Source organism: Halomarina ordinaria, from assembly GCF_030553305.1.
Lineage (GTDB): Archaea > Halobacteriota > Halobacteria > Halobacteriales > Haloarculaceae > Halomarina > Halomarina ordinaria.
This window is the reverse complement of record NZ_JARRAH010000001.1, coordinates 1,420,755-1,446,490: the sequence shown is the minus strand read 5'-3', so window position 1 is coordinate 1,446,490 and position 25,736 is coordinate 1,420,755. Positions and strand designations below refer to the sequence as shown.

Below are 25,736 nucleotides of genomic sequence, written 5' to 3'. Positions count from 1 at the left end.
GGGTATGGACGACGAACCCGCGGAGAACATCAGCGGCGGGACGGCGGGCGGCGGCCGGTTCTCCGAGTTCCAGTCGGGTGACGGGACGGCGCGCGCGGAGGCCGTCGTGGACCGCCTCGGTGCGCGCTACTGGCGGAAGACCTACGGCGGACAGGACGCCTTCGAGTGTCTCGTCCGCACCATCCTGAGCCAGAACACGAGCGACAAGGCGAGTCAGCCGGCACACGACGACCTGATGGCGAAATACGGCGGCGAGGACGCGGACCTCGCCCGTGCGCTCGCGGACGCGGACCGTGACGAACTCGCCGAGACCATCTCCTCTGCGGGGCTCTACAACCAGAAGTCTGAGGTCATCACCCGGGTCGCCGAACGCGTCGTCGAGGCGTACGGCGGACGGGAGGGCTTCGACGAGTACGTCCGGACCGGCGAGTACGACGCCGTCCGCGAGACGCTGCTCGACATGAACGGGGTCGGGCCGAAGACGGCCGACTGCGTCCTCCTGTTCGCCGCCGGGCGCGACGGCGTCTTTCCGGTGGACACGCACGTCCACCGAATCTTCCGGCGGATGGGCATCGCGCCGCCCGACGCCGACCACGAGGAGGTGCGGGCGGTGCTGGAGGAACAGGTCCCCGCCGAGAAGTGCGGCTTCGGCCACACCGCGACCATCCAGTTCGGGCGGGAGTTCTGCACGGCTCGCAACCCGGCCTGTCTGGAGGACCCCGAGGCGTGCCCGATGGCCGACCACTGCGAGCAGGTGGGCGTCTACCCGGAGACGGGTGAGGTGGAGGACCCCGCCGACGCCGCCTGACGGACCATCCCGACGAGCGTTAGCGTCACGAGCGCGAAGCCGACCAGCGAGAGGTTGGGGATGGTGAGGTCCAGAATCGGCGACGTCCACTGGATGGTCGCGCAGGACCCGCCCACCGAGCAGAAGCCGTCGGTCCCGGCGCGCTGGATGTAGGAGTGGTAGGTGGCGAGCGCGAGGCCGGCGACGGCGAGCGGGAGCGCCGTCCGGTAGACCCCGACGCGCTCCTCGTAGGCCGCCACGCCCAGTATCGGCACCAGCGGGTACATGAGGATGCGCTGATACCAGCAGAGGTCACAGGGGTAGAGGCCGAGACCGAGGCTGAAGAAGAGGCTCCCGGCCGTCGCCGTCAGGGCGAACAGCGTCCCCGCGAGCAGCCAGATGCGCGTGCGCATCGCCTCACTCCTCGACGAGCGCCGTGAGCGCCTCCTCGACGTCGGGGTTGGCGTTCCCCTCGCGGTCGCCGATGGCCTGGTAGGACGAGCCGTCGATGACCATCGCGGGCGTCCCGCCCGCGCCGGTCTCCTGGACGTACTGCTGGTTCGCCTGAACCTCCTCCTGGTAGGCCTCCTCCTCGACGGCCTGCCTGACGGCGTCGGGGTCGGAGACGCCCGCGCTCTCGGCGAAGCCGGCGAGGCGGTCGGCCGTCGTCCACGACTCCGACTCGCTCGGCTGGTTCACCATCACGTACTCGTGGTAGGTCCAGTACGTCTCGGGGTCGACCTCCCACACCGCGAGGCCGGCGTGGACGGCGTTGACGTCGTCCTCGCTGATGAGGCCGGGCCAGTCGCGGTACTCGAGGCTCAGGTCGCCCGGTTCGACGTAGTTCGAGACGATGTCGCGGAGGTAGTTCTCGCTGAACGCCGCACAGAACGGACACTTCCAGTTGCCGATGTAGGTCACCAGCGGCTCCTCGCCGGTTCCCATCGTCGCGTAGGTGTAGTCGCCCGGCGAGTCGGGGACCGACACCTGCGTCACGGGACCGTCGGGCATCTCCTCGCTGGAGCCGAGACAGCCCGCCAGTCCCACAGCGCCCGTCGCGCCGGCCGCGGCGAGAAACCGCCGTCGAGAGAGGGTCATCGGCAGTACCTATCAGGTAAGCGTGAATGAACGTTGTGGTTGACTCGGTGCCCGTGGCACCACGCCGTCTGCGACCTGATGGCTCTCAAGGCGCCCGAACGGGCGGTCTTCCGGTCTCTCGCGCCGGCCGACGTCCGTCGGCGTCCTACTGTTCGATGATGGTCTCCTCGACCTCCTCGCCGAAGTGACGGGCGGTCGACTCGTAGTAGACGAGCACCTCGTCGCCCTCCTCGAGGTCGGTGACGGCCTTCCGGCCCTCGCTGGTGGCGACCTTGATGGTCTCCGCGTTCTGCAGGAGCGTCTCGACGACGTCGCCCTCGAGTTCGGCCTGCACGCGGAACATGGGACGGCGCTCTATCTTCGAGCGCCCGACGATGGCCTCGCGGGTGTTGCCCTCGGTGTCGACCACCTGCACCTCGTCGCCGCTCTTCAGTTCGGCGAGGTACTTCGTCTTACCGTCGGGCGTCCGGGCGTAGGCGTGGACGGCCCCCGCGTTGACGCGGAAGGGCCGGGAGGCGACGTACGGCGAGTCGGCGGTCTCGGCGTGGACGAAGAACAGCCCGCGGGACATGCTCCCGACGAGCATCCCCTCGTCGTGGTCGAAGAGGCTGCCCGTGTCGACGCAGACGCGGTCCGCGCTCCCGGTCTGTTCGACGGTGCGGACGGTCGCCCACTGGAGGTCGAGGCGCTCGCGCGTCCCCGCGTCGCGGAGCTCCGCCGTCCGGCGTATCTCGTCGGGGTCGTCGGTGTCGAGGAGGACGGCGTCGGCGCCGTGTTCGAGCGTCTCGAAGGCCGTTCGGGCCTCCTCCGCGCTGGTGACGCCCGCGACGAGCGTCGTCTCGTCGCCGATGCGTGCGATGAGGTTCTCGAGGGGAATGATGGTCCAGTCCTCGCCGACGACGATGGTGTAGTCGGCGTCGGCGGCCGCCGCCTCGGCGAACGCCTCGTACCCCTCGTCCAGGATGCGGACGTACGCCCCGTCGGCCGCGCCGTTGTTCCGCCGGAGGGTGGTGAGGTCCGCCGACCCCGAGAAGTCGTTGGGGAGGTCGACGGTGCCGTCCCCCTCGGTGCCCTTCCCGACGACGACGGCGTCGGGTTCGCCCTCGACGGTCGGCTCGGCGTCGAGGACGTGGACGTCGTCGCCCGCGAAGGCCGCGACGTTCACCTGCCCCAGTTCGCGCACCCGGTCGACGTCCTCGCGGTCGACGAGCACCCAGTCGACCCCCGCCTCGAGGCCCGCCGTGATGCGTCGTCGTCGTGCGTCCCAGTCGCCCACCTCGTCGTCCGCTTTCAGCCAGACGGCGCGTGTCATGAGCGGGCGGTAGATGGGGGCGCTATTGAACGTGGTGGAACGTCGTGGTCACCGACACGCTCCTCCGACCGTGCCCCGAGCCCACACACCGCAGAGAAAGCTTATTCGGCGCCGTTAGTTAGAGAGGGCAAGTGACTGTCAGCACCGTCCTGTTCGACCTGGACGACACCCTCTGTGAGTATCGCCGGTCCCCGCAGGCCCGCCTCACCGCCGCCTTCGACCGCGCCGGCGTCGACCCCTACTGCACGCCGACCGACCTCCGGGCGGCGCTGCCGACCCTCGACCCCGTGGAGACGGACCGGGAGTTCTACGCCAGCCTCTTCGCCGCGGCCGCCGAGGGGACGGCGGCCGACTCCCTGACCGCCACCCGCGTCGCCCGCGCCTACGAGGCCGTCCACGACCACACGGACGTCCGCTTCCGCGCCGGGGCGGCGGCCGCCCTCTCGGGCCTCGCGGGCTACGACGTCGGCCTCGTCACCAACGGCGGGCGCGAGGTCCAGTCCCGGAAGCTCGCGGCGCTCGACATCGCCGACGCCTTCGACGTCAGCGTGTTCGCCACGCCCGAGTACGGCCTCAAACCGAACGCCTACCCCTTCGAGCGCGCGCTGTCGGCGCTCGACACCAGCCCCGGGGACGCCCTCTACGTCGGCAACTCGCTTCGCGCGGACGTCGCCGGCGCGCGCCGCGTCGGGATGCCCGTCGCCTGGTTCCCCGCCACCGCCGACTACACGCGGGACCCGGACCCCACCCCCGACTACACGCTCGACACGCTCGCTGACCTCCACGACGTGCTCTGAGGCGAGCGCGACGGCTCGCGCTCGCCGGCAGTAGTGTGAGAGACGCCGGTTCGCAGTTCAGACTTCGACCGACAGCCCGGCCAGGTCGAGCGCCTCGTCGGCGCTCGCGTCGTCGTGGACGACGGCGGCGACGGCGCGCGTGATGGCCTCGGGGTCGTCGTGCTGGAAGATGGAGCGTCCCATCGATACCCCGGCGCCGCCGGCGTCCATCGCGCCGCGGACGGCGGCGAGCGTCGCGTGGTCGCCCTCGGGGGCACCGCCCGCGATGACGACCGGCAGGCGGGTGGACTCGACGACGTGCTCGAAGCTCTCGGCGTCGCCGCTGTAGGCCGTCTTGATGAGGTCGGCGCCGAGTTCCTCGCCGAGGCGGACGGCGTGGCCGAGCGACTCCGGGTCGTGGCCGTCGATGCCCGGGCCGCGGGCGTAGGTCATCGCCAGCACCGGTATCCCGAGACGGGAGGCGGCGTCGGTGACGCGCGCGAGGTCCTCTATCTGGCGGGGCTCGTGGTTCGACCCGACGTTGAGGTGGACGGAGACGGCGTCGGCGCCCGCGCGGACCGCCTCCTCGACGGTGCTGGTCATGCGTTTGTCGTCGGAGTCGGGGCCGATGACCGTCGAGCCGTTGAGGTGGACGATGTAGCCCTTCCCGTTCTTGTTCGGGTGGACCCGGGGGGCGATACCCTTCTGCGTGAGGACGCTGTCTGCACCGCCGCGCGTCACCGCGTCGATGGTGGATTCGATGTCCTTGAGGCCGCGGACGGCCCCCAGTGTTATGCCGTGGTCCATCGGGACGACGAGGTAGCGCCCGTCGGTCCCGATGCGGTCGAGTCGCGTTCGTGTTCCTGCGTTCATTGGTATGTCACTCTCTGTCAGGTCGGTTCAAGTCCGTTCCGGTCCCGTCACGTTTTCGCCCGCCAGCGCACCCTCCTTCAGTTCGCGGGCCGTCGCCTCCAGGCGCTCCGCGACCGTCGTCGCGTCGGCGTCCTCCTCGACGCCCTCGGCGACGATGTCGACCAGCGCGCTCCCGACGATGACGCCGTCGGCGCCGGCGGCGACCACGTCGCGGGCGTTCTCGCCCGAGGAGATGCCGAACCCGACGGCCTTCGGGACGTCCCACCGCGAGAGCCGCGAGAGGCTCTCCGCGGTCTGGTCGGAGACGTCGGCACGCGCGCCGGTGACGCCCAGACGCGCCTGCACGTAGACGTAGCCCGACACCTGTTCCATGATGCGCTCCAGGCGCTCGCCGCGGGTCGTCGGCGCGACGATGAACACGAGGTCGCAGTCGTGTTCGTCGCACGCCGCCCGGAGGGGGCCCGCCTCCTCGGCGGGGAGGTCCGGCACGACGAACCCGTCGATGCCCACCTCGGCGGCCCGGCGGACGAACGGCTCCGGGCCCGGTTCGCCAGTCTCACGCCGACCGAACTGGTAGATGAGGTTGTAGTACGTCATGCAGACGAGCGGGACGGACACGTCGAGGTCCTCGACGAACTCGAAGAAGCGCGTCGGCGTCATGCCACCTTCGAGCGCGCGGACGACGGCCTCCTGGATGGTCGGCCCCTCAGCGATGGGTTCCGAGAAGGGGAGGCCGAGTTCGACGAGGTCGGCACCGCCGCGTTCGAGCGCCTCGACGTACTCGACGCTCGCCTCGTAGGACGGGTCGCCCGCCGCGAGGTAGGGGACGAACGCGGGGCCGTCGGCGAACGCCTCGGGGATGCGGCTCATAGCCCCCCTCCGAAGACGTCCATCTCGGGCGCGTTCGGCACGTCGCGCTTCGCGGTCTCCTCGATGACCGATTCGAGGTCCTTGTCGCCGCGCCCGGAGACCGTGAGGACGACGCAGTCGCCCAGTTGCTCGGGCGTCGCGTCCTCCAGCCACGCGACGGCGTGGGCCGTCTCCAGCGCCGGGATGACGCCCTCCTCCTGCGAGAGGCGGTGGAAGCCGGCGAGCGCGTCGTCGTCGTCGACGTTCACGGGCGTCACCCGCCCCTCGTCGACGAGGTACGCGAGTTCCGGGCCGACGCCGGAGTAGTCAAGCCCCGAGGAGACGCTGTGGGACTCGACGATTTGCCCGTCGCCGTCCTGGAGGAGCTTCGTCCGCGCGCCGTGGAGGACGCCCTCGCTGCCCGTCGAGAGCGACGCGGAGTTCGGCGCGACGCCCGCCGCCTCGTCGACCTGCAGGGAGGAGCCGCCGGCCTCGACGGCGAACAGCGCCACTTCCTCGTCGTCGACGAACTCGGCGAACGCGCCCATCGTGTTCGACCCGCCGCCGGCGCAGGCGACGACGCTCGCGGGGAGTCGGCCCGCCTGTTCCTGTATCTGTGCGCGGGCCTCCCGCGAGATGACCGACTGGAAGTCCCGGACCATCGCCGGGAACGGGTGGGGACCGACGACGCTCCCGATGACGTAGTGGGTCGTCTCGACCGTCGTCGCCCAGTCGCGCATCGTCTCGCTGATGGCCTCCTTCAGCGTCCCCCGGCCCGTGTCGACGGGGGTGACCGTCGCGCCGTTGAGGCGCATCCGGAAGACGTTCGGCCGCTGGCGGTTGGTGTCGCGCCGCCCCATGTACACCTCGCAGGGCATGTCGAGGTGGGCGGCGGCCATCGCCGTCGCGGTGCCGTGCTGGCCCGCGCCCGTCTCCGCGATGATGCGCTCTTTGCCCATGTACTTCGCCAGCAACACCTGCCCCAGCGCGTTGTTCAGCTTGTGCGCCCCGCCGTGGAGGAGGTCCTCGCGCTTCAGGTAGACGTCGGCCCCGTAGCGCGCGCTCAACTGCTCGGCGTGCTGCAGCGGCGTCGGCCGCCCGCCGAAGTCGCGGATGCGCTCCTCGAAGTCGTCGAGGAAGCCGTCTTCGTTCTCGAGGACGTACCGCTCGTAGGCGTCCTCCAGCTCTTCCAGCGCGGGCATCAGCGCCTCGGGGACGTACTGCCCGCCGTACCGTCCGAACGTTCCAGTGCTCATTCGTTGGTCTCCGTATCCGTCGTCTCCGCCTCGGTCAGCCGTCGCGTGTTCGCCGTCACCTGTTCTACGCCGCCCGCCATGATGGCGGTGCCCACGAGCAGACCGTCCGCCCCCGCCGCCCGCATCCGGCGGACGTCGTCGGGCGTCGAGAGGCCGCTCTCGGCGACGAGCGTCACGTCGTCCGGTGCTTCGGCCGCCACCCTCTCGAAGGTGTCGAGGTCGACCTCCAGGCGGGCGAGGTCGCGGTTGTTCACGCCGACGATGTCGGCGCCCGCGTCGACCGCCTCGCGCAGTTCCGCGCGGGTGTGGACCTCGACGAGCGCCTGGAACCCGCGTTCGCGGGCGGCCTCGAGCATCCCGGGCAGGTCGTCGAGGAAGCGCGCGATGAGCAACACCACGTCGGCCTCGACGCCGTCTAGCTGCTCGGGCGCGAGCAGGAAGTCCTTGCGCAGGACGGGCACCTCGACCGCCTCGCGGACGCGGGTGAGCGTCCCGACCGACCCGCCGAAGTGCTCCGGTTCCGTCAGCACCGACAGCGCGGCGGCCCCGCCCTCGACCATCGCCCGCGCGAGCGCGACGGGGTCGTCGTCGTTCGCGCCGTCGGTCGTCGGACTCGTCGGCTTCACCTCCGCGATGACCGGCGCGCGCCCGTCGGCCGCGGCGGCGGCGAGCGCGTCGGGGAGCGAGCGCGGCGTCACCGACACCCGCCCCTCGGGGACCGGCCGGTCCCGCGCCGCCGCCAGGATGGACTCGACGGCGGGCGCGAGCGGCTGTTCGTTGTCCATTATCGTACACTAATGCACTAGTCTGGGTATAAGGCTTGCGTCACGGGGCGGCGGACTTTTCGCACCCGGTGACCTACGTCGTCCAATGACGTCACGCGACGGGTCGACGCCCAGCCCGGGCGAGGAGCCCGTGCTGCTGGTTCACGGCTACGGCGACACCGGCGGGTCGCCGTGGTGGTCGACCCTCCAGCGCTACTTCCGCGAGGCCGGCTACGACCGCGAGCGAATCTCGACGCTGAGTTTCGGCGCCATCCCGGGGACGACGCTCTGGTCGCCCCGGCAGTACGCCCGCACCATCGGTCGACGAATCGAACGCCTGCGCGACCGGTTCGACAGTCGCGTCGACGTCGTCGCCCACTCGATGGGCGGCCTCGGCGCGCGCTGGTACGTCGAGCACGAGGGCGGCGCGGGCAACGTCGACGACCTCGTCACGCTCGGGACGCCCCACCAGGGGACCTCGCTCGCGTACACGCAACTGTTCACCCCCGGCGGACGCGCGATGGTCCCCGACAGCGACCTGCTCACCGAACTCAACGGACGGAAGCCGCCCCGGGGCGTCTCCTACACCGCCGTCTGGAGCGACGACGACGGCCTCATCCGCCCCGGGGAGCGCGCCTCGCTCCCGTTCGAGACCTCGAACGTCGACAACGTCCGCGTGACGGGCCCGGGCCACATGTCGCTCGTCTCCGACCGGACGGTGTTCGAGCGCTACGTCGGTCGCCTCTGACCGACCCGTCGGGCGAACTTTGATACCGTCGACCGCCGTCGCAGGACCATGGACGACGAGTCGGGCATCTACGCGCGGGAGTTCGAATCGCTCGAGTGTTTCGTACAGCTCGGCGTCGCGAGCGGCCGCGTCATCTCCGTCTCGTTCCCCGGAACGCCCGAGGACGGCGCCACCGCGGACCACCCGCTCCTCGACCGCATCGCGGCGTACCTCGAGGGGACGCACGACGACTTCGCCGACGTCACCGTCGCGCTGACCGTCCCGACGGCCCACAGGGAGGTGCTGGAGGCGGTGCGCGACGTCCCCTACGGCGAGCAGGTGAGCGTCGAGCGCCTCGCGCGCTCGACGCCCGGCCTCGACGCCGACGACGAGGACGACCACGCCGTCGTCCGCGACGCCCTCGCCGGCAACCCGACACCCATCCTGGTGCCGGACCACCGGGTACGCGACGGCCCGAGCGCCGCGCCGCCGGCGGTCGAACAGCGCCTCCGGTCGTTCGAGGGACTGTGAATCCCCTCGGACGAGCGTCGCGCCCCGACGACAGTCGGGACTGATTTGACGGACCGCCCGGTAGTCGGGGACGTGAACCCGACGGACGCAGAGTCACCGACACCAGCACTCGACTGGAGCCGCGTCCGCGTCGTCGTGAACCCGACGAGCGGCGGTGGTGGTCACGTCGAACCAGTCAGGGCGGCCGCAGCGGAACGCGACTACGAGGTGGTCGTGACGGACTCGGCGGCCGACACCCGCCGGGCAGTCCGGGCCGCCGTCGCCGACGGCGTCGGTGTGGTCGTCCCCTGCGGCGGCGACGGCACCGTCAACACCGTCGTCCGCGAACTCGACGCCATCGGCGCGCTGGACGCCGTCACGCTCGGTGTCCTCCCGGCGGGGACGGCCAACTTCTTCGCGGAGAACCTCGGCATCGAGTCGATAGGGTCGGGGTTCGAGGTCGTCGACGCCGGCCGCCGCCGCCGCATCGACGTCGGCGTCGCCGACGGCACCCCGTTCGTGATGTCCTGCATCGCGGGGTTCCCCGCCGAGGTCAGCGGGGCGGCCGACGCCGAACTGAAGGGCCGCTTCGGCACGCTCGCCTTCCTCGTCAGCGCCGCCCGGAGCGCCGACGCCTACGAACCCCAGCCCGTCGCGCTCTCGATGGAGACGCCCGACGGCGACGCGACGTGGACGGGCGACGCGCTCTGCCTGCTCGTCGGCAACAGCCGTCGCTTCACCGGCGCGGGCGGGCAGGGCGACGTCGAGGACGGCCTGCTGGAGGTGGTGGTCGCCGAGTCGCTGGCGCCCTTCGAGGTGGTCCGCGAGGCGGCGGTCCACCGCCTGCTCGACCGCGACACCGAGGGGGTCACGCGCTTCGACGCGTCGGTCGCCGACGTCTCCTTCCTCGACGGGTCGGTCGCGGTGAGCCTCGACGGCGAACTCTCCGAGCGCGAGTCGCTGTCGCTGTCGGTGCGTCACCGGACGCTCTCCGTGCTCGTCGGACCGGACTACGACCCGCAGCCGCCCCTCTGACGGCGTCCTCGGCCGACGCGGACCCCAAACCCCTTTGCCGCCTGATTCGTATTCCCGACTAATGGCCACGTGTGACGTGTGTGGGAAACCGGAGAACCTGCCGTACCGTTGTCGGCACTGCGGCGGCACCTTCTGCGGCGACCATCGGCTCCCCGAAGCCCACGACTGCCCCGGCCTCCAGAACTGGGGCGACCCGAGCGGCGTCTTCGACAGCGGCTTCGACGACAGCGTGAACGAGGAGCAGAGCCGGGTCGCCAAGGCCCGCGAGCGGGTGACGAGCACCGGCGGCCCCCTCTCGTACTTCCGCGGGAACGTCTCGTACCTCTTCCTCGGCGTCATCATCCTGACGTTCGTCGCCGAGCAACTGGTGCTGGCGTTCAGCGGCGTACAACTGTTCACCACGCTGTTCGTCCTCTCCTCCGAGAACGTCGAGTACGTCTGGACGTGGGTGACGGCGGTGTTCTCGCACTCCCCGCGGGGCTTCTTCCACATCTTCGGGAACGCCATCGTGCTGTTCTTCTTCGGCCCGCTCGTCGAGCGCTACGTCGGGTCGCGAGCGTTCACGGCGCTGTTCCTCGTCAGCGGCGTCGCCGCCGGCCTCGCGCAGGTCACGCTCGGCCTCCTGATGGGCGAACCGACGGCCGTCCTCGGCGCGAGCGGCGCCATCATGGCCATCCTCGGCGTCCTCACCGTGCTGAACCCGGACCTGAAGGTGTACCTCTACTTCTTCATCCCCATCCCCATCTGGGTGCTCACCTTCGGCTACGCCGGCCTCTCGCTGTTCGGCGTCTTCTCGACGTTCAACGTGATGGGTAACGTCGCCCACTTCGCCCACCTCATCGGCCTCGTCATCGGTCTGGCCTACGGCGAGTACGCCCGCCGACAGGGCGTCCGCGCGACCGGCCAGTTCCAGCTCGGCGGGGGCAACATGGGCGGCCCCGGCCGCGGGCGCGGCCCCTTCTGAGCGATGGAGGTCGCCCGCCCCGCGTTCCGTCCCGACGCCTCGGTCACCCGCGAGGAGATGGAGGCGCTCCAGCGCGACATCGCCGCGAGCGCCCGCTTCGAGGACGATTTCGACTTCGACGCCCGCCGGGTCGGCCGCCCGGAGGGCCCGCTCGTCGCCGGCGTCGACCAGGCGTTCCTCGACGACCGCGCCGTGAGCGTCGTCGTCGTCCTCCGCGGCGAGGAGGTGGTCGAGCGCGCCCACAGCGTCTCGCCGCTCGACTTCCCCTACATCCCGGGGCTCCTCTCCTTCCGCGAGGGCGGCCCCGTCCTCGACGCCTTCGAGGCGCTCTCGACCGCGCCCGACCTCGCGCTGTTCGACGGGAGCGGCCGCATCCACTTCCGGCAGGCGGGGCTGGCGACGCACATGGGCGTCGCGCTCGACCTCCCCGCGGTGGGCGTCGCGAAGAGCCTGCTCTGCGGGCGACCCGTCGCCCCCACCGACGAACTCGCCGCGGGCGAGCGCGTCGCCGTCGAGGCGAACGGCCGGGTCGACGCGCCCGACGGGACGGTCATCGGTCACGCCGTCCAGACGCGCCAGTTCGAGGCCTCCCACCGCATCAACCCGGTGTACGTCTCGCCCGGCCACCGCATGTGCGCCGAGACGGCCGCCGACGTCGTCCTCGCCTGTCGCGGGGGGTACAAACTCCCCGAACCGACGCGGCTGGCGGACGCCTACGCGGACGAGGTGAAGCGCCGCGTCGACGCCTGAGCCGTTTCCGGTCGTCTCGCCCCCCCGGAACCGCCTCCCCCGCGGAGGCGAAGCGCCGATTCTTAAGGTACGGGGGTGTGTGTCGAAGGCATGGCAAAGACCGTTCTCATCACGGGCAGTTCGTCCGGCATCGGGCGGGAGACCGCACGCGCCTTCCACGACGACGACTGGACCGTCTACGCGACCGCCCGCGACCCGGCGACCGTCGCCGACCTCGCGGAGCGAGGCTGTGAGACCGCCGCCCTCGACGTCACGGACGAGGAGCAGGTACGTGCGACCGTCGACGCCGTCATCGAGGAACAGGGCCGCCTCGACTGCGTCGTCAACAACGCCGGCTACGGGCAGTTCGGCCCCGTCGAGGACGTCCCCACGACGGCGCTCCACCGCCAGTTCGACGTGAACGTCTACGGCCCCCACCGGGTCGTCCGCGCCGCCCTGCCGCACATGCGCGAGCGCGAGGAGGGCCGCATCGTCAACGTCTCCAGCGTCGCCGGGCGCGTCGTCACCCCCGGGATGGGCGCCTACGCCGCCTCGAAGTTCGCCCTCGAGGCACTCACCGACGCCCTCCGCAACGAAATCGCCCCCTACGACGTCGAGGCGGTGCTGGTCGAACCCGGCCCCGTCGAGACGTCGTTCGCCGAGCGGGCCAACGGCGAACTCGCCGGTGTCGAACGCTCGGGCGCCTACGAGTCGGTCTACCGCCTCTACGACGACAGCGAGGTCTTCGGCGGGCAGAGCCCCGTCGCCATCGCGCCCGAACAGGTCGCGCGCACCGTCCTCGAGGCCGCCGTGACGCCCGACCCGCGGGCGCGCTACCCGGTCGGCGGCTTCGCCGAACTGAGCCTGAAGGCGCGCTACCTCCCCGACGGCGCGCGCGACACCGCCTTCGGCCTCCTCAACCGCCTGGTCTGAGCCATGTCCGACCCACACACCGTCGCCCGGGACTGCATCGAAGCCGGCATCGCCGCCGCCGACCCCGAACGGGCCGTCCGCCAGCAGGTCGCCCTGGACGGCGAGACGCTCCGCGTCGGCGAGGCGACGTTCGACCTCTCCGACTACGACCGCGTCGTCGTCGCCGGCGGCGGGAAGGCCGCCGCCGCGGTGGCACGCGGCCTCGAAGCCGTCCTCGGGGACCGCATCGACGAGGGACTGATCGTCACCGACGGCGACACCGGGGCCGAGCGCGTCGAGGTCGCGCTCGGCGACCACCCCGTCCCGAGCGACCGGGGCGTCGAGGCGACCGAGCGCGTCATCGACCTCGTCGAGACCGCGGACGAGCGGACGCTCGTGCTCGCGCCCGTCACCGGCGGCGCGAGCGCCCTGCTGGTCGCGCCGACCGTCCCCCTCGCCGACATGCAGACGACGACGCGCGCGCTGGTCGAGAGCGGCGCGCCTATCGACGCCATCAACGCCGTCCGGAAACGCCTCTCGCGGGTGAAAGGCGGCGGCCTCGCCGAGCGCGCCGCGCCCGCGTCGGTCGTCGCCCTGCTGGTGAGCGACGTCGTCGGCGACGACCCCGCGGTCATCGCCAGCGGACCGTTCTGCCCGGACCTCCCGGACCTCGACGCCGGGACCGTCCTCGAACGCTACGGCATCGAGGTCCCCGAGAACGTCCGCGAGGCGCTCGCCGAGCGGCAAGCAGCGGAACAGGACCGGGCGGTCGACACCTCGCACGTCCACACCCACCTGCTCGCCGGCGCCCGGACCGCCATCGACGCGGCCGCGGCGGTGGCCGCCGACGCGGGCTACGACCCGCTCGTCCTCGCCTCGGGGATGCGCGGTGAGGCCCGCGAGTGCGCGCTCGCACACGTCGCCATCGCCGAGGAGTGCCGCTCGGCTGGCGACCCCGCCGACCCGCCGACAGCGCTCCTCTCCGGCGGGGAGTGCACCGTCACCGTCCGCGGCGACGGCCGGGGCGGCCCGAACCAGGAGTTCGCGCTCGCGGCGGCGCTCGAACTCCCCGAGGGCGTGACGCTCGCCAGCGTGGACACCGACGGGCGCGACGGCGGCACGGACGTCGCGGGTGCCCTCGTGGACGCCGCGACCGTCGAGGAGGCCGAACCCGCCCGCGACGCGCTCGCGGACAACGACGCCTTCCCCTACCTCGAGGCGCGCGACGCGCTGCTCGACCTGGAGAGCACGACGAACGTCAACGACCTGCGGGTGCTGCTGGTCGAGTGAGAGACCGCGAGGGAGAACGAGGGGAGACGGCTACTCCAGACAGGCGCCGACGACCCGCAACATCGCCTCGCCGCTCACCTCGTCCGCGAACATCGGGACGCGCTTGACCTCCCGCGAGCGGAACAGTTCCTGCGCCCGGTGGAGCGCCTTCTGCTGGCTCTGCCAGCGCCGCTTGCAGAACGCACAGTTCTCGGTGTCGGGCCTGACGAACCAGTCGACGTCGGCCTCCTCGCCGATGACGTTCGAGAGGTCCTCCGTGACGCGGTTGACGACCACCGTCTGCGCGGGCACGCCGAACTCGTCGAGGTCCGAGACGAGGCGCTCGGACTCGAGGACGCTCAGGCGCTCGGGGAGCATCACGACCCGGAAATCGGTCCGTGAGGGGTCCTCGAGAGCCTGCCGGAGGCGCTGGATGCGCTCGGAGAGGTCGCGCAACTGGTCGAGGCCCTCGCCGGCGTCGGGGTCTCCGAAGGGGCCGGGCATCTCGCCGAGCATCCCACTCATCTGCTCGCGGAAGGCGAGGATGCGCCCGACCATGGAGTCGAGCGCCTCCGGCAGCGAGAGGAGTCGGAGCGTGTGGCCCGTCGGGGCGGTGTCGACGACGACGCGCTCGAAGCGTTCGTCGTCGAGATACTCGAGGAGCAACTGGAGCGCCGCCGTCTCGTCGGCGCCGGGCATCGCCCCGCCACCCATGGGGTTCGCCTCCGCGCCGCCGACGAGGTCGTCCATGCCGCCGAAGCCCTGCTCGAAGGGGTTCGACTCGGCGGCCTCGGGGTCGATTTCGACGGCGTAGAGGGGGACGTCGTCCCGGACCCGGCCGGGTTCGCTCGGGACGCGTGTCTCCAGGACGTCCGAGAGGGAGTGAGCGGGGTCCGTCGAGACGACGAGCGTGGGCGTCCCGTCGCTCGCGCTCGCGAGCGCCGTCGCCGCCGCCATCGTCGTCTTGCCGACGCCGCCCTTCCCGCCGTAGAGGACGTACTGCGGCGCGTCGACGCCCTCCGGGCCCACGTCGATGGAGTCGACGGCCTCGACGGGGACCTCGAACTCGTCTGCGTCGCTCGCGCTCGCGTCCGGGGTCGCGCTCGGGTTCGCGTTCGCGGTCATCGCCGGAGGTACCCGGCGACCCCTTGAGTAGTCGTTGGTGTCCGGAAGAAGGTTCAAGGCAGATGACGGGACCAGAACCGCCGGACGCCGCCCCGCGCACGGTCGTCGAGGGACCGCCAGTCCGGATAGCCGACCGCGGGGGCGGTCGGCTGTGCACCCGTCGAGAGCGTCGCCGCCTACTTGCCCCACCGCCGCGTGGGTCCGGATATGTTCGACGACACCGACGACACCGACGGCGTCGCCACGCGGGTGGGCGAGGCGCTCCGGAGGGCCGACGCGACGCTCGCCGTCGCGGAGTCCTGCACCGGGGGACTGGTGGGGTCGCTGCTCACCGACGTCTCCGGCGCCAGCGACTACTTCGACCGCTCGGTGGTGACCTACTCCTACGGCGCGAAACGCGACCTGCTCGCCGTCTCGCGGGAGTCGCTCGACGAGCACGGTGCGGTGAGCACCGCCGTCGCCCGTGAGATGGCCCGCGGGGTGCGAGACACCGCCGACACGACGTGGGGGCTCGCGACCACCGGCATCGCCGGGCCGTCGGGCGGGACCGACGAGAAGCCCGTCGGGACGGTCTACGTCGGCGTCGCGAACGCCGCGCCGTGGGGGACTGGGGCCTCCGAGACCACCGTCGAGCGCCACGTCTTCGAGGGGTCGCGCGTCGAGCGCAAGCGCCGCTTCGCCGAGCGGGCGCTCGCCGACCTCCTGGACCGTCTCGAATAGAAACTATTTGGCGGGCGCTCACCAGAGTCGGGGCGTGAACAAAGACGGCCACGTGCTGAACGGCCTCCTGCTCGGCGTCGGGCTCGGGTTCGTCCTCGAACCGAGCGGCGACGCCGAGACGGTCTACACCGTCGTCGCGGTGACGGTGCCGGTGGTCCTCGGCGCGCTCTTCCCGGACGTCGACACCGCCTTCGGTACCCACCGCAAGACGCTCCACAACCTGCCCGTCCTCGGCCTCTTCGTCGCCTTCCCCGCCGTCTTCGGCAACCTCCACTACGTCTGGGTCGGCATCCTCACGCACTACGTCCTCGACGTGGTGGGGAGCAAGCGCGGCATCGCGCTGTTCTACCCACTCCCGAAGGAGTACGACTTCCCGACGGGCGTCGCGACGAGCAGTCGCTACGCCAACGCGGTCACGCTCGCTATCACCGCCGTCGAACTGGCGGTCGCCTACGCGCTCGTCCACCTGCTCCCGCCGGCCGTCGCGTCGGCGCGCGCGGCGCTCCCGCCCGTCCCCGGCCTCGCGTAGCCCGTCGAAGACGAGAATCAGTAGACGCGGACGTCGTCGAACCGCCCCTGGTAGGCGATGTGGCCGGGGTGGGTTGGTTCGGTCGCCGAGAGCAACACCCGGTCGACCTTCCCCCAGGAGTTCTCGTAGCCCAGGTGGGCGAACTCGGCCGCCCGCCGCAGGTTGTGTTCGAACCCCTCGCGGTGGAACACCCGCCGCGGCGCCCGGTCTCTCAACAGGGCCGCGAGGTCGCCGCCCCCTCCGACGTCCTCCTCGAACGCGGTCCACACCTCGCCGATGCTCCCCCGGAGGTGGGCGTACGACGACCCGAACCCCGGCACGCCGGTCGCGCTGGCGATGTCGCGGGCGCGTTCGTTGTTGACCGGCCAGTGTTTCGGGTTGTACACCTCGACTGCGTCGACGTCGAACCGGCGGACGTCGGCCTCGTCGAGGCTCACGTTCAGGAACTCCGGGTGGGGGGCGAGCGCCGCCGCCCCCTGTCGGTCTAGCTCGCGCATCGCGCCCTCCAGCGTGATGAAGTCGGGGACGGGGTCGGTGAGTCCGACCGCGAGGACGTGCTTGCGGTCACGCCACGACCCGGTGAACACCTCGCGAGCGGGAACGACGAGCAGGTCGTCGTCGGAGAACGCCGCCGCCTTCCGCTCGATGTTCGGCAGACGCGTGAAGTGTGGCGCGTAGACGAGAGCGTCGACCCCTCGCGCCTTCGCTCGCTCGACGACACGGTCGTCGAGTACCTTCACGTGCATGTCGACACGGAACTCGTCGCTCACGCTCTCGGGTTCCCGTGGACGGAGGATAGTGATTGCGTTTCCCGGACTGTCCGTCCACGCGACCGCTCGACCGCCGTGAGCGACGGCTCTCGGTGTCGCGTGGACGGCCGCGAAAACCGCGAACGCCGGGGTCGAGTGACCCGTTCAGCGCTCCTCGGAGTCGAGGACGCGGATCTGGTCGCCGCGGACGGTGACGGGAATGGGGACGGTCGCCTCGTACAGTTCGACGGTGACCTGGTCTTTCCCCTCGTCGATGCGCTGGACCTGCGCCTTCTCGCCCTTGAACGGGCCGGCGATGAGTTCGACGATGTCGCCCTCGGCGATGCCCTCGACGTCGGGTTTCGGCGAGAGGAAGTGCTCGACCTCCATGATGGAGGACTTCCCCGGGACCACGCCGCGGGCGTGGGGTATCTCGTCGAGGATGCGGTCGAAGACGTTCGCCTCGTCAGCCTCGACCATCACGTAACTCGTGAGCGAGTCGGGCGCGAGGACGGCGTGGATGGACTCCTCCTCACGGTTGACGAGCATATCGGCGACGGTGCGTTCCTGACTGGCCGTGGTCTTGACGGCGAAGATAGCCATTAGATGCCACCAGGGAGGAACGCCATGATTACGAAGATTATGAAACCGATGAAGCCGACGAGCGCGATGCCGGCCCCGGCGATGAGAGAGACTTGTGTGAACTCCTCGCGCGAGGGGGTGCTCGCGAGTTTCAGGACGCGGATGTACGAGGAGAGGTCTTTCGGTACTTCCATACCCCCCGTTACGGGTGGGGCTTTTTCTATCTTTCTACCGTTCGGCGACTGGACAAACCCGGAGACGTAGCTGTTCGGTCGCGAGAACGGAGTAACGCGTTCTAGTGACTGACGGTCACTCGATGAAGTCGATGCCGCCGTCGTCGTCCTCGCCCTCGTCCTCGACGAGTTCCGAGGTGTCGACCTGTTGCTGGCCGTCGCCCTTGCCGTATATCTGGGGTGACTCGACGCCGGTCACCACGACCATCGTCTCCATCTTGCTCTCGAAGTCCTGGTCGACGCTCGCGCCCCAGATGATGCGCGCGTCGGTGTCGACGCGCTCGTATATCTCCTCGACGACGCCCTCGGCCTCCTCGATGCTCATGTCGGGGCCGCCGACGACGTTGATGAGCGCCGAGTTGGCGTTCTTGAAGTTGACGTCGAGCAGCGGCGAGCGAAGCGCCGACCGGATGGAGTCGCGCGCCTTGTTCTCGGAGTCGGACTCGCCGAGGCCGATCATGGCGACGCCGCCGTTCTCCATGATGGTCTTCACGTCGGCGAAGTCGACGTTCACGAGGCCGGGTTTCGTGATGAGTTCCGTCATCCCCTTGACCGACCGCATCAGCACGCGGTCACAGATCTTGAACGCGTCCTGCAGCGGGAGGTTCGGGGCGTAGTCGAGCAGTCGGTCGTTCGGGATGACGATGACGGTGTCGGCGACGCTCCGGAGGCGTTCGAGCCCCGCGTCGGCGTTCGCGCGCCGTCGCTCGCCCTCCGCGGTGAAGGGGATGGTGACGACGGCGATGGTGAGCGCGCCGGCCTCCTGGGCCGCCTGCGCGACGACCGGCGCCGACCCCGTGCCGGTCCCGCCGCCGAGGCCCGCCGTGATGAACACCATGTCCGAGTCGCCGATGGCCGCCTGGATGTCGTCGATGTTCTCCTGGGCGGCCTCCTCGCCGATCTGCGGGACCGACCCCGCGCCGCGCCCGCCGGTGCGGGTGCGCCCGATGAGTATCTTCGTGTCCGCCTCGACCTGCTGGGCGAGGTGCTGGGCGTCCGTGTTCGCGGCGACCAGCCGCGCGCCGTGGATGCCTTCCTGTGCCATTCGGGTGACCGTGTTGCCGCCGCCGCCGCCACAGCCGAACACCGTTATCTTCGTCTCGAGGTCGCGGACGATCTCCGCGAGCTCGTCGTCCGTCATCGTCCCGGCGGACGATACCGGGTCGGTGTTCTGGGGCCCTCCGGCCCCCGCCCCGTTCCCACGCGGGGAGTCTTCCTCCCTGTCCGCTTCGGCCTCGTCTATGGCCTCTTCTATCAGCGAGTCCATGCCTGCGCGATGAATTACAGACGCGGGATAACTATCTTTCGCCATTTGTCTGACGACCGTCTGACGCGGCCGGAAACGGGAAGCGCCGCTCGCGCTCGCGGCTGACCGCCGCCGGCGCGACGGTCTCTCCGTCCACCTCGACGCTCCGCCCCTCGGCCAACCGCCCGAACGCCGGCCCCTCGGGGACGCCCGCCTCGCGGGCCAGCGCGGGGTCGAACGCTACCTCTCTGGCGACGACGGCCCCTCCGTCCCGGCGCACCTCGTCGTACTTCTCCCGCAGTGTGCCGACGAGCACCTCGACGACGGCCTCCCGTTCGCCCGCCGGCACGACGACGCGCTCCGCGAGGCGCGTCCCGTTCTCCTCGGTGGTGACGGCCGCGGTTCGGTCGCGAACGGCCGCGAGGACGCCCTCGCGGTCGATGCCGTTGGCCTCCGCGAGCAGGGCCTCGGGGAGCGCGACGGTCTCGAGGGCCGCCCCCTCGGCCGTTCGCTCGCCGAACCGGAGCCCCTCCTCGACGGTCGCCACCTCGCGCTCCAGTCGCGCCACGAGGTCGAGGGGGACGCCCGTCGTTTCCCGTGCCCACGTCTCGCTCACGAGGTCGTAGCCGAGGTCCGTCACCACGTCGACGAGGTGGGGGTGGTCGCCCTCGACGAGCGCCCGCGTCGCCCCGCTCCGCTCGAAGACGGCGTCGACGACATCCGCGTGGGCCTTCGCGGGGCCGAGGTCGGCGAGCGACCAGTCCGCCCCGAGGTGACCGACCGCCCAGTCCGTCTCGCGCACGACCCGCTCGAACCGGGGGGCGTAGTGGCCGCCGCCGAAGCCGACGAGCGTCCGTTCGCGGTCGGGCGCGGTCCCCCGGAGGTCGAGGACGGCACGGGCGACGGCCCGCGCACCTGCCGGGTCCGTCCACTGCGCCTCGTCGCTCCCCAGTTCGACGAACAGCGAGGGCGTCTCGACGCCCGTCGGCCCGTGGTGGGTGCACTCCATGCCGACGTCGTAGCCCTCGGGGGCGTACTCGCGGAAGGCGGCGAGGACGCGCTCGTGGGCGTTCGGGGCGGCCCGGGCGAACGACCGGTCGGCGCCGCCGTGTTCGGCGCGCCCGAAGTTGCCGGTGTGGTGGGCGGTGAGCAGCGGGCCGGTCTCGCCGGCGTGACGCGAGGCGAAGACGAGCAGGTCGGGGTCGGTGAACGCCGCCTCGGCGTCGTCGAGGTGGAGGTGCCACTCCTCGAACGTCCGGAGTTCGGCGTCCGGGAGGCGGTGGACCGTCCCGCCGCCGTCGGCGTCGGGGCGGGAGTCGTCCTCGGTCGCGGTCCAGTCGGCTGCTTCGAGTATCCGTTCGCCGATGTGGACCGACGCGCTGTCCGCACGGCTGACGACGATTCCGAGCACGGTTCGAGGTGGTCGGGGAGAGCGCTAAACGCCGTCGGTGTCGGCGTGGGTCGACAGCGCGACGGTGCCGAGGGGACGACCCGCCCTCAGTCGGCCTGTTCGGGGTGCGGACCTCGCGGGCTGATGGCGTCCTGGGCCGTGATTGCGGTGTCGGCGAGCAGGGTGCGGAGGTCCGCGCGGCGCCGGTAGAACAGCCAGAGGCCGACGACGAGGTAGAGCGCCGTGTAGGCGTAGAGGACGTCGATGCTGAGCGTCTCGGCGGTCGCACCCGTGTACGTCCGGATGATGACGAACTCGATGGCGACCTGCGAGACGAAGAGGACGAGCAGGGCGACGGCCTCGCGCACGCTTATCTCGAAGTTCGCGAGGATGGAGAGCGCGAAGAGGCTCTGGGCGGCGGTGATCCATATCTCGGCGACCTGCTTCTGGTCGAAGGGGAGCGCGCCGAGGTGGCCCGCCGCGATGCTGTAGACGACGGCGAGCGTCCCGATGAGGAGCGTCCACTGGTTGAGCTTCGAGGAGATGAGCGCGTTGAACCCCGCCGTCGCGCGCGCCTTGTTGACGAGGTAGGCGACGACGATGAGTTCCGGGCTCTCGCTGGCCAGCGGCGCGACCCACTGTATCATGAAGAACTCGGGGATGCCGTTCTCCACCCCGATGGTCTCGAGCCCCGTGGCGAAGGGGTGGACCGCGGTGTAGATCATGGCCCCCGAGTAGGCGAACAGCGCGAGGACGACGGCGACGCGGCCGGCCCTCGGCAGGCGTTGCAGGTAGCCGGGGACGCCGACCTGTCCCTCGTGTTCCTCGACGTCGCCGCGGATGATGATGCCGATGTAGAGGAGGTAGAGGCCGACGAGGACGGCCGTGTCGAACAGGCCGATGCCGCCGGCGGGACCGCCGCCCGCGACCGACTCCACGCTGAGCGGGACGAAGAAGGCGAACGCCGTCGCGGCGAGGAGGAACGTTATCTCGGTGCTGATGTCGCGGTCGAGCGAGACGGTGTCCCGGAGGAACCCCTCGCGCTTCCTGACGGCGGGGTCGTGGGACTGCTTCGTGCGGTAGACGGTGAAGAGGGCGATGGCCGACCAGCCCAGTCCGATGAGGATGCGGTTCGCGCCGGTCATGTTCGCGACGGCGAGGTTGGCCGCGTCGGTGCCGCGCTGGGTTCCCTCCATCGCCCCCGCCTCCCACGCGTAGAGCGCGTCGACGGCGTACTCGGGGGCGACGGCGAGGACCGCGAGGACCGCGATGGCGAACGCGCGCGGGACGTCCTTCTCGGCGGTCTCCGCGCCCCACGCGAGGAGGAACGACGCACCGAGGACGGCGAGGCCGGCGACCGCCACGGTTCCGAACGCGGAGTAGGGCGCCCCGGGTTCGACGTGGCCGCCGTGCGTCGCCAACGTGTAGACCCACGGGAGGGTGAGCGCGACGGTCAGCGCGACGGCGCTGAGTGGGTGACGAAAACGGTTCGACATTACCAGAACGGGCGAGACGGCCGTACGTATCTCTTTTGTTACGTCCCCTCCCTCCCTCCGTGAAATACCGTCACAGGGGCTGTGTCGTCGGTTCACCGTGCTCGACGGTGCCACGCCGGGACCGGCCCGTTTATCGGCGCCGCTCGCCACGCCGTGGGTATGCAGGTGTTCGGACTGCTCGGCAACCCCGTCGGGCACTCGCTGTCGCCGCCGATGCACGAGGCGGCCTACGACGAACTGGGGATGGACGCGCGGTACGTCACCTTCGAACCCGACCCGGGGGACCTCCCGGCGGCGGTCGAGGGGGCGCGCGCCCTCGGTATCGCGGGGCTGAACGTCACCATCCCGTTCAAGCGCGACGTCCTCGACCTCGTGGACCCCGACCCGCTCGCCGAGCGCATCGGCGCGGTCAACACCGTCGACCTCGACGCGATGCGGGGGTACAACACCGACGCCGCGGGCGCGGTGCGAGCGCTGCGCGACCACGACGTGTCGCTCTCGGGCCGGGCGGTCGTCGTCGGTGCCGGCGGCGCGGGGCGCGCCGTCGCCTTCGGCCTCGCGGACGAGGGGATGACCGTCACCGTGGCGAACCGGACCGTCGAACGCGCCGAGGACCTCGCGGCGGTCGTCCCCGGCGCGTCGGCGTGCGGCCTCGACGCGCTCCCCGACGTGGTAGCGGACGCGGCCGTCCTCGTCAACGCCACCAGCGTCGGGATGGAGGAGGACCGCTCGCCGGTTCCCGCGAGCGCGCTCCACGCCGACCTCGCCGTCCTCGACGCGGTCTACGCGCCGCTCGAGACCCGCCTGCTCCGGGAGGCGGCGGCCGCCGGCGCGACGACCGTCGACGGCGGCTGGATGCTCCTCTACCAGGGCGTCGCGGCCTTCGAGCGCTGGACCGGCCGCGACGCCCCGGTCACCGCGATGAACGACGCGCTTCGAGCAGGCCTTTAATAGTCTCGCCGAATCAACTACCGACTATGAGCCTCTTCGAGAAAATCAAGTCGGCCCTCGGTATCGGGGAATCGTCGAAGAACGGTGCGAAGCGTCGCTCCGCCGGCGTGACGGTCGAACGAGAGCCGTCCGCGAACGGGACGGACGAGGTGGACGAGGCGGCGGCAGCGGAGACGGACGCGGCCGCATCGACGGGTTCCATCACCGAGGAACCCCCCGAGGGCGACGTCGAGTCGGCCGCCGAACCCGCCGAGGCCGCCGGTCCCGCCTCGCAGTCCGAACAGCCGTCCGACGTCGAACCCTCCGTCGACGAGGACGAGGGCGACACGCTCGACGAAGCCGAAGCCGACACCGGCGTCGAGTCCCCCGAGGAGACCGAGAGCGAGGCGGTCGACGAGGAGGAAGCCGCCGGGTCCGGGACAGACGCCGCCGCCTCGACCGAGACGATGGTCGACGAGCAGGAGGGCGTCGAACCCGGCGAGGCGGCCGGTCCCGGCGACGCGGAGACGGGCGACGAGGCGGCCGAACCCGCCGAGGCCGCCGGTCCGGTCGGCGACGCCCCCGAGGAGGTCCGGCCCGTCACCCGGCTGAAAGGTATCGGTCCCGCCTACGCCGAGACGCTCGAGGACGCGGGCGTCGAGTCCATCGACGACCTCGCGAACGCCGACGCGGCCGCGCTCTCCGAGGAGACGGGCATCTCCGAGAAGCGCCTCCAGCGCTGGGTCGACCGCGCCCAGGAGCGCTGACTCGCCCCCGCAGCGTCCGCGGTCCCCGGTCTCCCCCCCGACACGTGAGCCGACCGACCGCGACCGAGTAGGCCTCCGCATCCCATGACCGACACCAGTCGATATCACGTGAACGGTACCCTCGTCCCCGCGGCCGACGCCGCGGTGAGCGTCCGCGACCGGGGGTTCCAGTACGGCGACGCCGCCTTCGAGACGCTCCGCGCCTACGGCGGCGAGGTCTTCGAGTGGGACGCCCACCGCGAGCGCCTCGAACGCACCTGCGCGACCCTCGGGATGCCCGGGGCGGTCCCCGAGGACCTCGCGCTCCGGGTCGCGGAGACGCTCGACGCGAACGACCTCGCCGACGCCTACGTCCGCGTCTCGGTGACGCGCGGCGTCCAGCCGGGGCGACTCACGCCCGCCGAGGCGGTCGACCCCTCGGTCGTCGTCCTGGTCGAACCGCTCCCGCGCGGCGGCCTCGACGGCGAGTCGGTGTGGGACGGCCCCGCCGTCGTCCAGTCGGTGAAGACGCGTCGCACTGCCCCCGCGGCGCTCCCCCCCGACGCGAAGACCCACAACTACCTCAACGGCATCCTCGCGCGCCTCGAACTCCGGCGGGCCTCGACGGAGACGTACCGGCCCGACGAGGCCCTGATGCGCGACGCCGAGGGGTACGTCGCCGAGGGGGCGACGAGCAACCTCTTCTTCGTCGACGACGGCACGCTCAAGACGCCCGCCGAGGGGTCGCTCCTCCCCGGCGTCACGCGACGGGTCGTCCTCGACCTCGCCGGCGAGGAGTCGTTTCCGGTCGAGACCGGCCGCTACACCCCCGACGACGTGCGCGGGGCCGACGAGGCGTTCCTCACGAACACGACGTGGGAGGTCCGTCCGGTCGCGCGCGTCGACGGTATCGCGGTGGGCGGCGGCCCCATCACCCGCCTGCTCGCGCGCCTGTTCGACGCGCTCGTCGAGGAACGCTGTTACTGATCCCTGGAATCCGGTTCGTGGGCGTCCTCGCGGACGACGCCCTCGAAGTCGAGGACGAAGTCCGCGCCGAAGGCCGACGACGGCGTCTGGTACCCCGTGGGCGCGTCGCCGGCGAGCGTCCGCTCGGCCGCCTCGACGGCGGTCATCGCCGTCAGCGAATAGGTCTCCGGCGTCCGGAGGCGCGCCACGCGTGTCTCCTCGCCGTCGGTTATCTCCCCCCAGACGTAGCCCGCCCCCTCCTCGCGGGTCCGCTCGTCGGGGCCCTCGACGGTCCGGTCGACGACGGTCGAGAGCGCCCCCTGCACCCACTCGCGGTCGAGCAGCGGCGCGAGACGGTCGGTCGCCGAGAGCGCCCGGAGCGCCCGCTCGGGGACGGCCATGTACACCTCGACGTTCGGGACGCCCGTCGAGTGGTACGCCGTCGCCACGTCCCCCCAGGGGACCGTCACGGCGTGGGTCGGGCCGCGCCCGAAGTCGATGGTCCGCGTGCGGTGGGTGCTGTCGACCCCCTCGATGCGGCCCTCGCGGCGGACCGCACCGCCCTCCCCGATGCCCTCAACGGCCGTCCGGAGCGTCCCGCGGGAGATGGACCCGGTCGCCTGGAACCCGAGCGCGAGGTGCGTCGCGTCCGGGACCGCGTCCGCGAGGTGAGCGCCGAGACAGTCGGTCGGCACCACGTCGAAACCGACGCCCGGGAGGACGGTCACGTCCGCCGCCTCGGCCTCCGCGTCGCGCGCGGCCAGTCGCTCGAAGACGCCGACCTCGCCCGTGATGTCGAGGTAGTCGGTCCCGGTGGCGAGGCAGGCGTCGACGAGCGGCTTCGCCGTCCGGGAGAACGGCCCCGCGCAGTTGAGCACGGCGTCGACGTCGGCGAGGTGGCGCTCGACGACCGAGGGGTGTGCGAGCGTGAACGCCCGCGCCGGGACCTCGGTCTCGGCGGCCTGCGCTTCGAGGTCATCGGGGGACCGGCCCGCGAGGACGACGTCTTCGGTTTCGCGGTCCGCGAGGCGGTCGACGACGAGGCGGCCGGTGTAGCCGTACGAGCCGTAGACGAGGAGCGTCATACCCGACCCGACTCGCGCCAGCCACATAACGGCGGGTCCGCCGGCAACCAGAACGCTCTCCTCGCGGGGACCGGTAGC

Annotated in this window: 29 protein-coding genes; 14 read left to right on the top strand and 15 right to left on the bottom strand. The window is 71.4% G+C overall.

Annotation, left to right across the window (positions count from 1 at the left end; translation table 11 throughout):
* Positions 1-4 precede the first annotated feature (4 nt).
* Positions 5-808, top strand: a complete 804-nt coding sequence (locus P1Y20_RS07905) for an endonuclease III domain-containing protein (RefSeq protein ID WP_304448116.1) — start codon at positions 5-7, stop codon at positions 806-808.
* Here the strand turns inward: P1Y20_RS07905 and P1Y20_RS07900 are convergent.
* The 3 genes from P1Y20_RS07900 to P1Y20_RS07890 all read right to left on the bottom strand — a co-directional run bounded on the left by P1Y20_RS07900 (position 763) and on the right by P1Y20_RS07890 (position 3,197).
* Entirely contained in the window at positions 763-1,200 is a 438-nt protein-coding gene (locus P1Y20_RS07900; protein ID WP_304448115.1) for a disulfide bond formation protein B, read from the bottom strand. The genes P1Y20_RS07905 and P1Y20_RS07900 overlap by 46 nt on opposite strands.
* Before the next feature lie 4 nt (positions 1,201-1,204).
* Entirely contained in the window at positions 1,205-1,885 is a 681-nt protein-coding gene (locus P1Y20_RS07895) for a DsbA family protein (protein WP_304448114.1), read from the bottom strand.
* Between the two features lie 145 nt (positions 1,886-2,030).
* Positions 2,031-3,197, bottom strand: a complete 1,167-nt coding sequence (locus P1Y20_RS07890) for a 3-dehydroquinate synthase II (RefSeq protein ID WP_304448113.1) — start codon at positions 3,195-3,197, stop codon at positions 2,031-2,033.
* 131 nt (positions 3,198-3,328) lie between these two features.
* On the opposite strand from P1Y20_RS07890, the gene P1Y20_RS07885 reads away from it, so the two are divergent.
* Positions 3,329-3,994 carry an HAD family hydrolase gene (locus P1Y20_RS07885; RefSeq protein ID WP_304448112.1) on the top strand — a complete coding sequence of 222 codons (666 nt, stop codon included), beginning with the start codon at positions 3,329-3,331 and terminating at the stop codon, positions 3,992-3,994.
* A 57-nt stretch (positions 3,995-4,051) separates the two neighbouring features.
* On the opposite strand, the gene P1Y20_RS07880 is transcribed toward P1Y20_RS07885, so the two are convergent.
* The 4 genes from P1Y20_RS07880 to trpC are packed head-to-tail and all read right to left on the bottom strand — an operon-like array spanning position 4,052 to position 7,736.
* Positions 4,052-4,846, bottom strand: coding sequence for a 2-amino-3,7-dideoxy-D-threo-hept-6-ulosonate synthase (locus P1Y20_RS07880; RefSeq protein ID WP_304448111.1), 795 nt, complete (start codon positions 4,844-4,846; stop codon positions 4,052-4,054).
* 27 nt (positions 4,847-4,873) lie between these two features.
* Positions 4,874-5,716 (bottom strand): tryptophan synthase subunit alpha, encoded by an 843-nt coding sequence (gene trpA / locus P1Y20_RS07875; protein ID WP_304448110.1) that lies wholly within the window; start codon positions 5,714-5,716, stop codon positions 4,874-4,876.
* On the bottom strand, positions 5,713-6,951 hold the full coding sequence (gene trpB, locus P1Y20_RS07870; protein WP_304448109.1) for a tryptophan synthase subunit beta: 1,239 nt from the start codon (positions 6,949-6,951) through the stop codon (positions 5,713-5,715). Before trpB ends, trpA begins: the two co-directional genes overlap by 4 nt.
* Complete coding sequence (gene trpC / locus P1Y20_RS07865; RefSeq protein ID WP_304448108.1) at positions 6,948-7,736, bottom strand: indole-3-glycerol phosphate synthase; 789 nt, start codon at positions 7,734-7,736, stop codon at positions 6,948-6,950. The genes trpB and trpC overlap by 4 nt, the downstream gene beginning before the upstream one ends.
* Before the next feature lie 85 nt (positions 7,737-7,821).
* Between trpC and P1Y20_RS07860 the strand changes: the two genes are divergently transcribed.
* The 7 genes from P1Y20_RS07860 (at position 7,822) to P1Y20_RS07830 (ending at position 13,882) form a co-directional block, all read left to right on the top strand.
* Positions 7,822-8,463, top strand: a complete 642-nt coding sequence (locus P1Y20_RS07860; RefSeq protein ID WP_304448107.1) for an esterase/lipase family protein — start codon at positions 7,822-7,824, stop codon at positions 8,461-8,463.
* Positions 8,464-8,511: 48 nt separating this feature from the next.
* Entirely contained in the window at positions 8,512-8,973 is a 462-nt protein-coding gene (locus tag P1Y20_RS07855) for an MGMT family protein (RefSeq protein ID WP_304448106.1), read from the top strand.
* Positions 8,974-9,045: 72 nt separating this feature from the next.
* Positions 9,046-9,987 carry a diacylglycerol/lipid kinase family protein gene (locus P1Y20_RS07850; protein ID WP_304448105.1) on the top strand — a complete coding sequence of 314 codons (942 nt, stop codon included), beginning with the start codon at positions 9,046-9,048 and terminating at the stop codon, positions 9,985-9,987.
* Positions 9,988-10,048: 61 nt separating this feature from the next.
* Positions 10,049-10,951 (top strand): rhomboid family intramembrane serine protease, encoded by a 903-nt coding sequence (locus P1Y20_RS07845; RefSeq protein WP_304448104.1) that lies wholly within the window; start codon positions 10,049-10,051, stop codon positions 10,949-10,951.
* 3 nt (positions 10,952-10,954) lie between these two features.
* On the top strand, positions 10,955-11,701 hold the full coding sequence (locus P1Y20_RS07840) for an endonuclease V (RefSeq protein ID WP_304448103.1): 747 nt from the start codon (positions 10,955-10,957) through the stop codon (positions 11,699-11,701).
* A 90-nt stretch (positions 11,702-11,791) separates the two neighbouring features.
* Positions 11,792-12,613 carry an SDR family oxidoreductase gene (locus P1Y20_RS07835; RefSeq protein ID WP_304448102.1) on the top strand — a complete coding sequence of 274 codons (822 nt, stop codon included), beginning with the start codon at positions 11,792-11,794 and terminating at the stop codon, positions 12,611-12,613.
* A gap of 3 nt (positions 12,614-12,616) precedes the next feature.
* Positions 12,617-13,882, top strand: a complete 1,266-nt coding sequence (locus P1Y20_RS07830; RefSeq protein ID WP_304448101.1) for a glycerate kinase type-2 family protein — start codon at positions 12,617-12,619, stop codon at positions 13,880-13,882.
* 30 nt (positions 13,883-13,912) lie between these two features.
* Here the strand turns inward: P1Y20_RS07830 and P1Y20_RS07825 are convergent, their stop codons facing one another.
* A complete protein-coding gene (locus P1Y20_RS07825; protein ID WP_304448100.1) occupies positions 13,913-14,986 on the bottom strand; it encodes an ArsA family ATPase in 1,074 nt (357 codons plus the stop codon).
* Between the two features lie 207 nt (positions 14,987-15,193).
* Here P1Y20_RS07825 and P1Y20_RS07820 point away from each other — a divergent pair, with 207 nt between their 5' ends.
* On the top strand, positions 15,194-15,706 hold the full coding sequence (locus P1Y20_RS07820) for a CinA family protein (RefSeq protein WP_304448099.1): 513 nt from the start codon (positions 15,194-15,196) through the stop codon (positions 15,704-15,706).
* 34 nt (positions 15,707-15,740) lie between these two features.
* A complete protein-coding gene (locus tag P1Y20_RS07815) occupies positions 15,741-16,235 on the top strand; it encodes a metal-dependent hydrolase (RefSeq protein ID WP_304448098.1) in 495 nt (164 codons plus the stop codon).
* Positions 16,236-16,252: 17 nt separating this feature from the next.
* Here the strand turns inward: P1Y20_RS07815 and P1Y20_RS07810 are convergent, their stop codons facing one another.
* The 6 genes from P1Y20_RS07810 to P1Y20_RS07785 all read right to left on the bottom strand — a co-directional run bounded on the left by P1Y20_RS07810 (position 16,253) and on the right by P1Y20_RS07785 (position 21,931).
* Positions 16,253-16,981, bottom strand: coding sequence for a PHP-associated domain-containing protein (locus P1Y20_RS07810; RefSeq protein WP_304449474.1), 729 nt, complete (start codon positions 16,979-16,981; stop codon positions 16,253-16,255).
* A gap of 168 nt (positions 16,982-17,149) precedes the next feature.
* The gene (locus tag P1Y20_RS07805; protein ID WP_304448097.1) at positions 17,150-17,587 is read right to left on the bottom strand and encodes a transcription elongation factor Spt5; all 438 of its coding nucleotides are present in this window, start codon (positions 17,585-17,587) and stop codon (positions 17,150-17,152) included.
* A complete protein-coding gene (locus tag P1Y20_RS07800) occupies positions 17,587-17,760 on the bottom strand; it encodes a protein translocase SEC61 complex subunit gamma (RefSeq protein WP_304448096.1) in 174 nt (57 codons plus the stop codon). Before P1Y20_RS07800 ends, P1Y20_RS07805 begins: the two co-directional genes overlap by 1 nt.
* Positions 17,761-17,875: 115 nt before the next feature.
* A complete protein-coding gene (ftsZ, locus tag P1Y20_RS07795) occupies positions 17,876-19,066 on the bottom strand; it encodes a cell division protein FtsZ (RefSeq protein WP_304448095.1) in 1,191 nt (396 codons plus the stop codon).
* A gap of 31 nt (positions 19,067-19,097) precedes the next feature.
* Positions 19,098-20,456 carry a D-aminoacyl-tRNA deacylase gene (locus P1Y20_RS07790; protein ID WP_304448094.1) on the bottom strand — a complete coding sequence of 453 codons (1,359 nt, stop codon included), beginning with the start codon at positions 20,454-20,456 and terminating at the stop codon, positions 19,098-19,100.
* 86 nt (positions 20,457-20,542) lie between these two features.
* Positions 20,543-21,931: a sodium/calcium exchanger protein gene (locus tag P1Y20_RS07785; RefSeq protein ID WP_304448093.1), complete on the bottom strand. Its 1,389-nt coding sequence runs from the start codon at positions 21,929-21,931 to the stop codon at positions 20,543-20,545.
* Positions 21,932-22,090: 159 nt separating this feature from the next.
* On the opposite strand from P1Y20_RS07785, the gene P1Y20_RS07780 reads away from it, so the two are divergent.
* From P1Y20_RS07780 to P1Y20_RS07770, 3 genes are all read left to right on the top strand, one after another.
* Positions 22,091-22,882 (top strand): shikimate dehydrogenase, encoded by a 792-nt coding sequence (locus P1Y20_RS07780; protein ID WP_304448092.1) that lies wholly within the window; start codon positions 22,091-22,093, stop codon positions 22,880-22,882.
* Positions 22,883-22,908: 26 nt separating this feature from the next.
* Positions 22,909-23,628 carry a DUF4332 domain-containing protein gene (locus tag P1Y20_RS07775; RefSeq protein ID WP_304448091.1) on the top strand — a complete coding sequence of 240 codons (720 nt, stop codon included), beginning with the start codon at positions 22,909-22,911 and terminating at the stop codon, positions 23,626-23,628.
* 84 nt (positions 23,629-23,712) lie between these two features.
* Positions 23,713-24,594, top strand: coding sequence for an aminotransferase class IV (locus tag P1Y20_RS07770; RefSeq protein WP_304448090.1), 882 nt, complete (start codon positions 23,713-23,715; stop codon positions 24,592-24,594).
* Here P1Y20_RS07770 and P1Y20_RS07765 read toward each other — a convergent pair.
* Positions 24,588-25,658, bottom strand: coding sequence for a saccharopine dehydrogenase family protein (locus P1Y20_RS07765; protein ID WP_304448089.1), 1,071 nt, complete (start codon positions 25,656-25,658; stop codon positions 24,588-24,590). The two genes, P1Y20_RS07770 and P1Y20_RS07765, sit on opposite strands and share 7 nt — an antisense overlap.
* Positions 25,659-25,736: the final 78 nt, after the last annotated feature.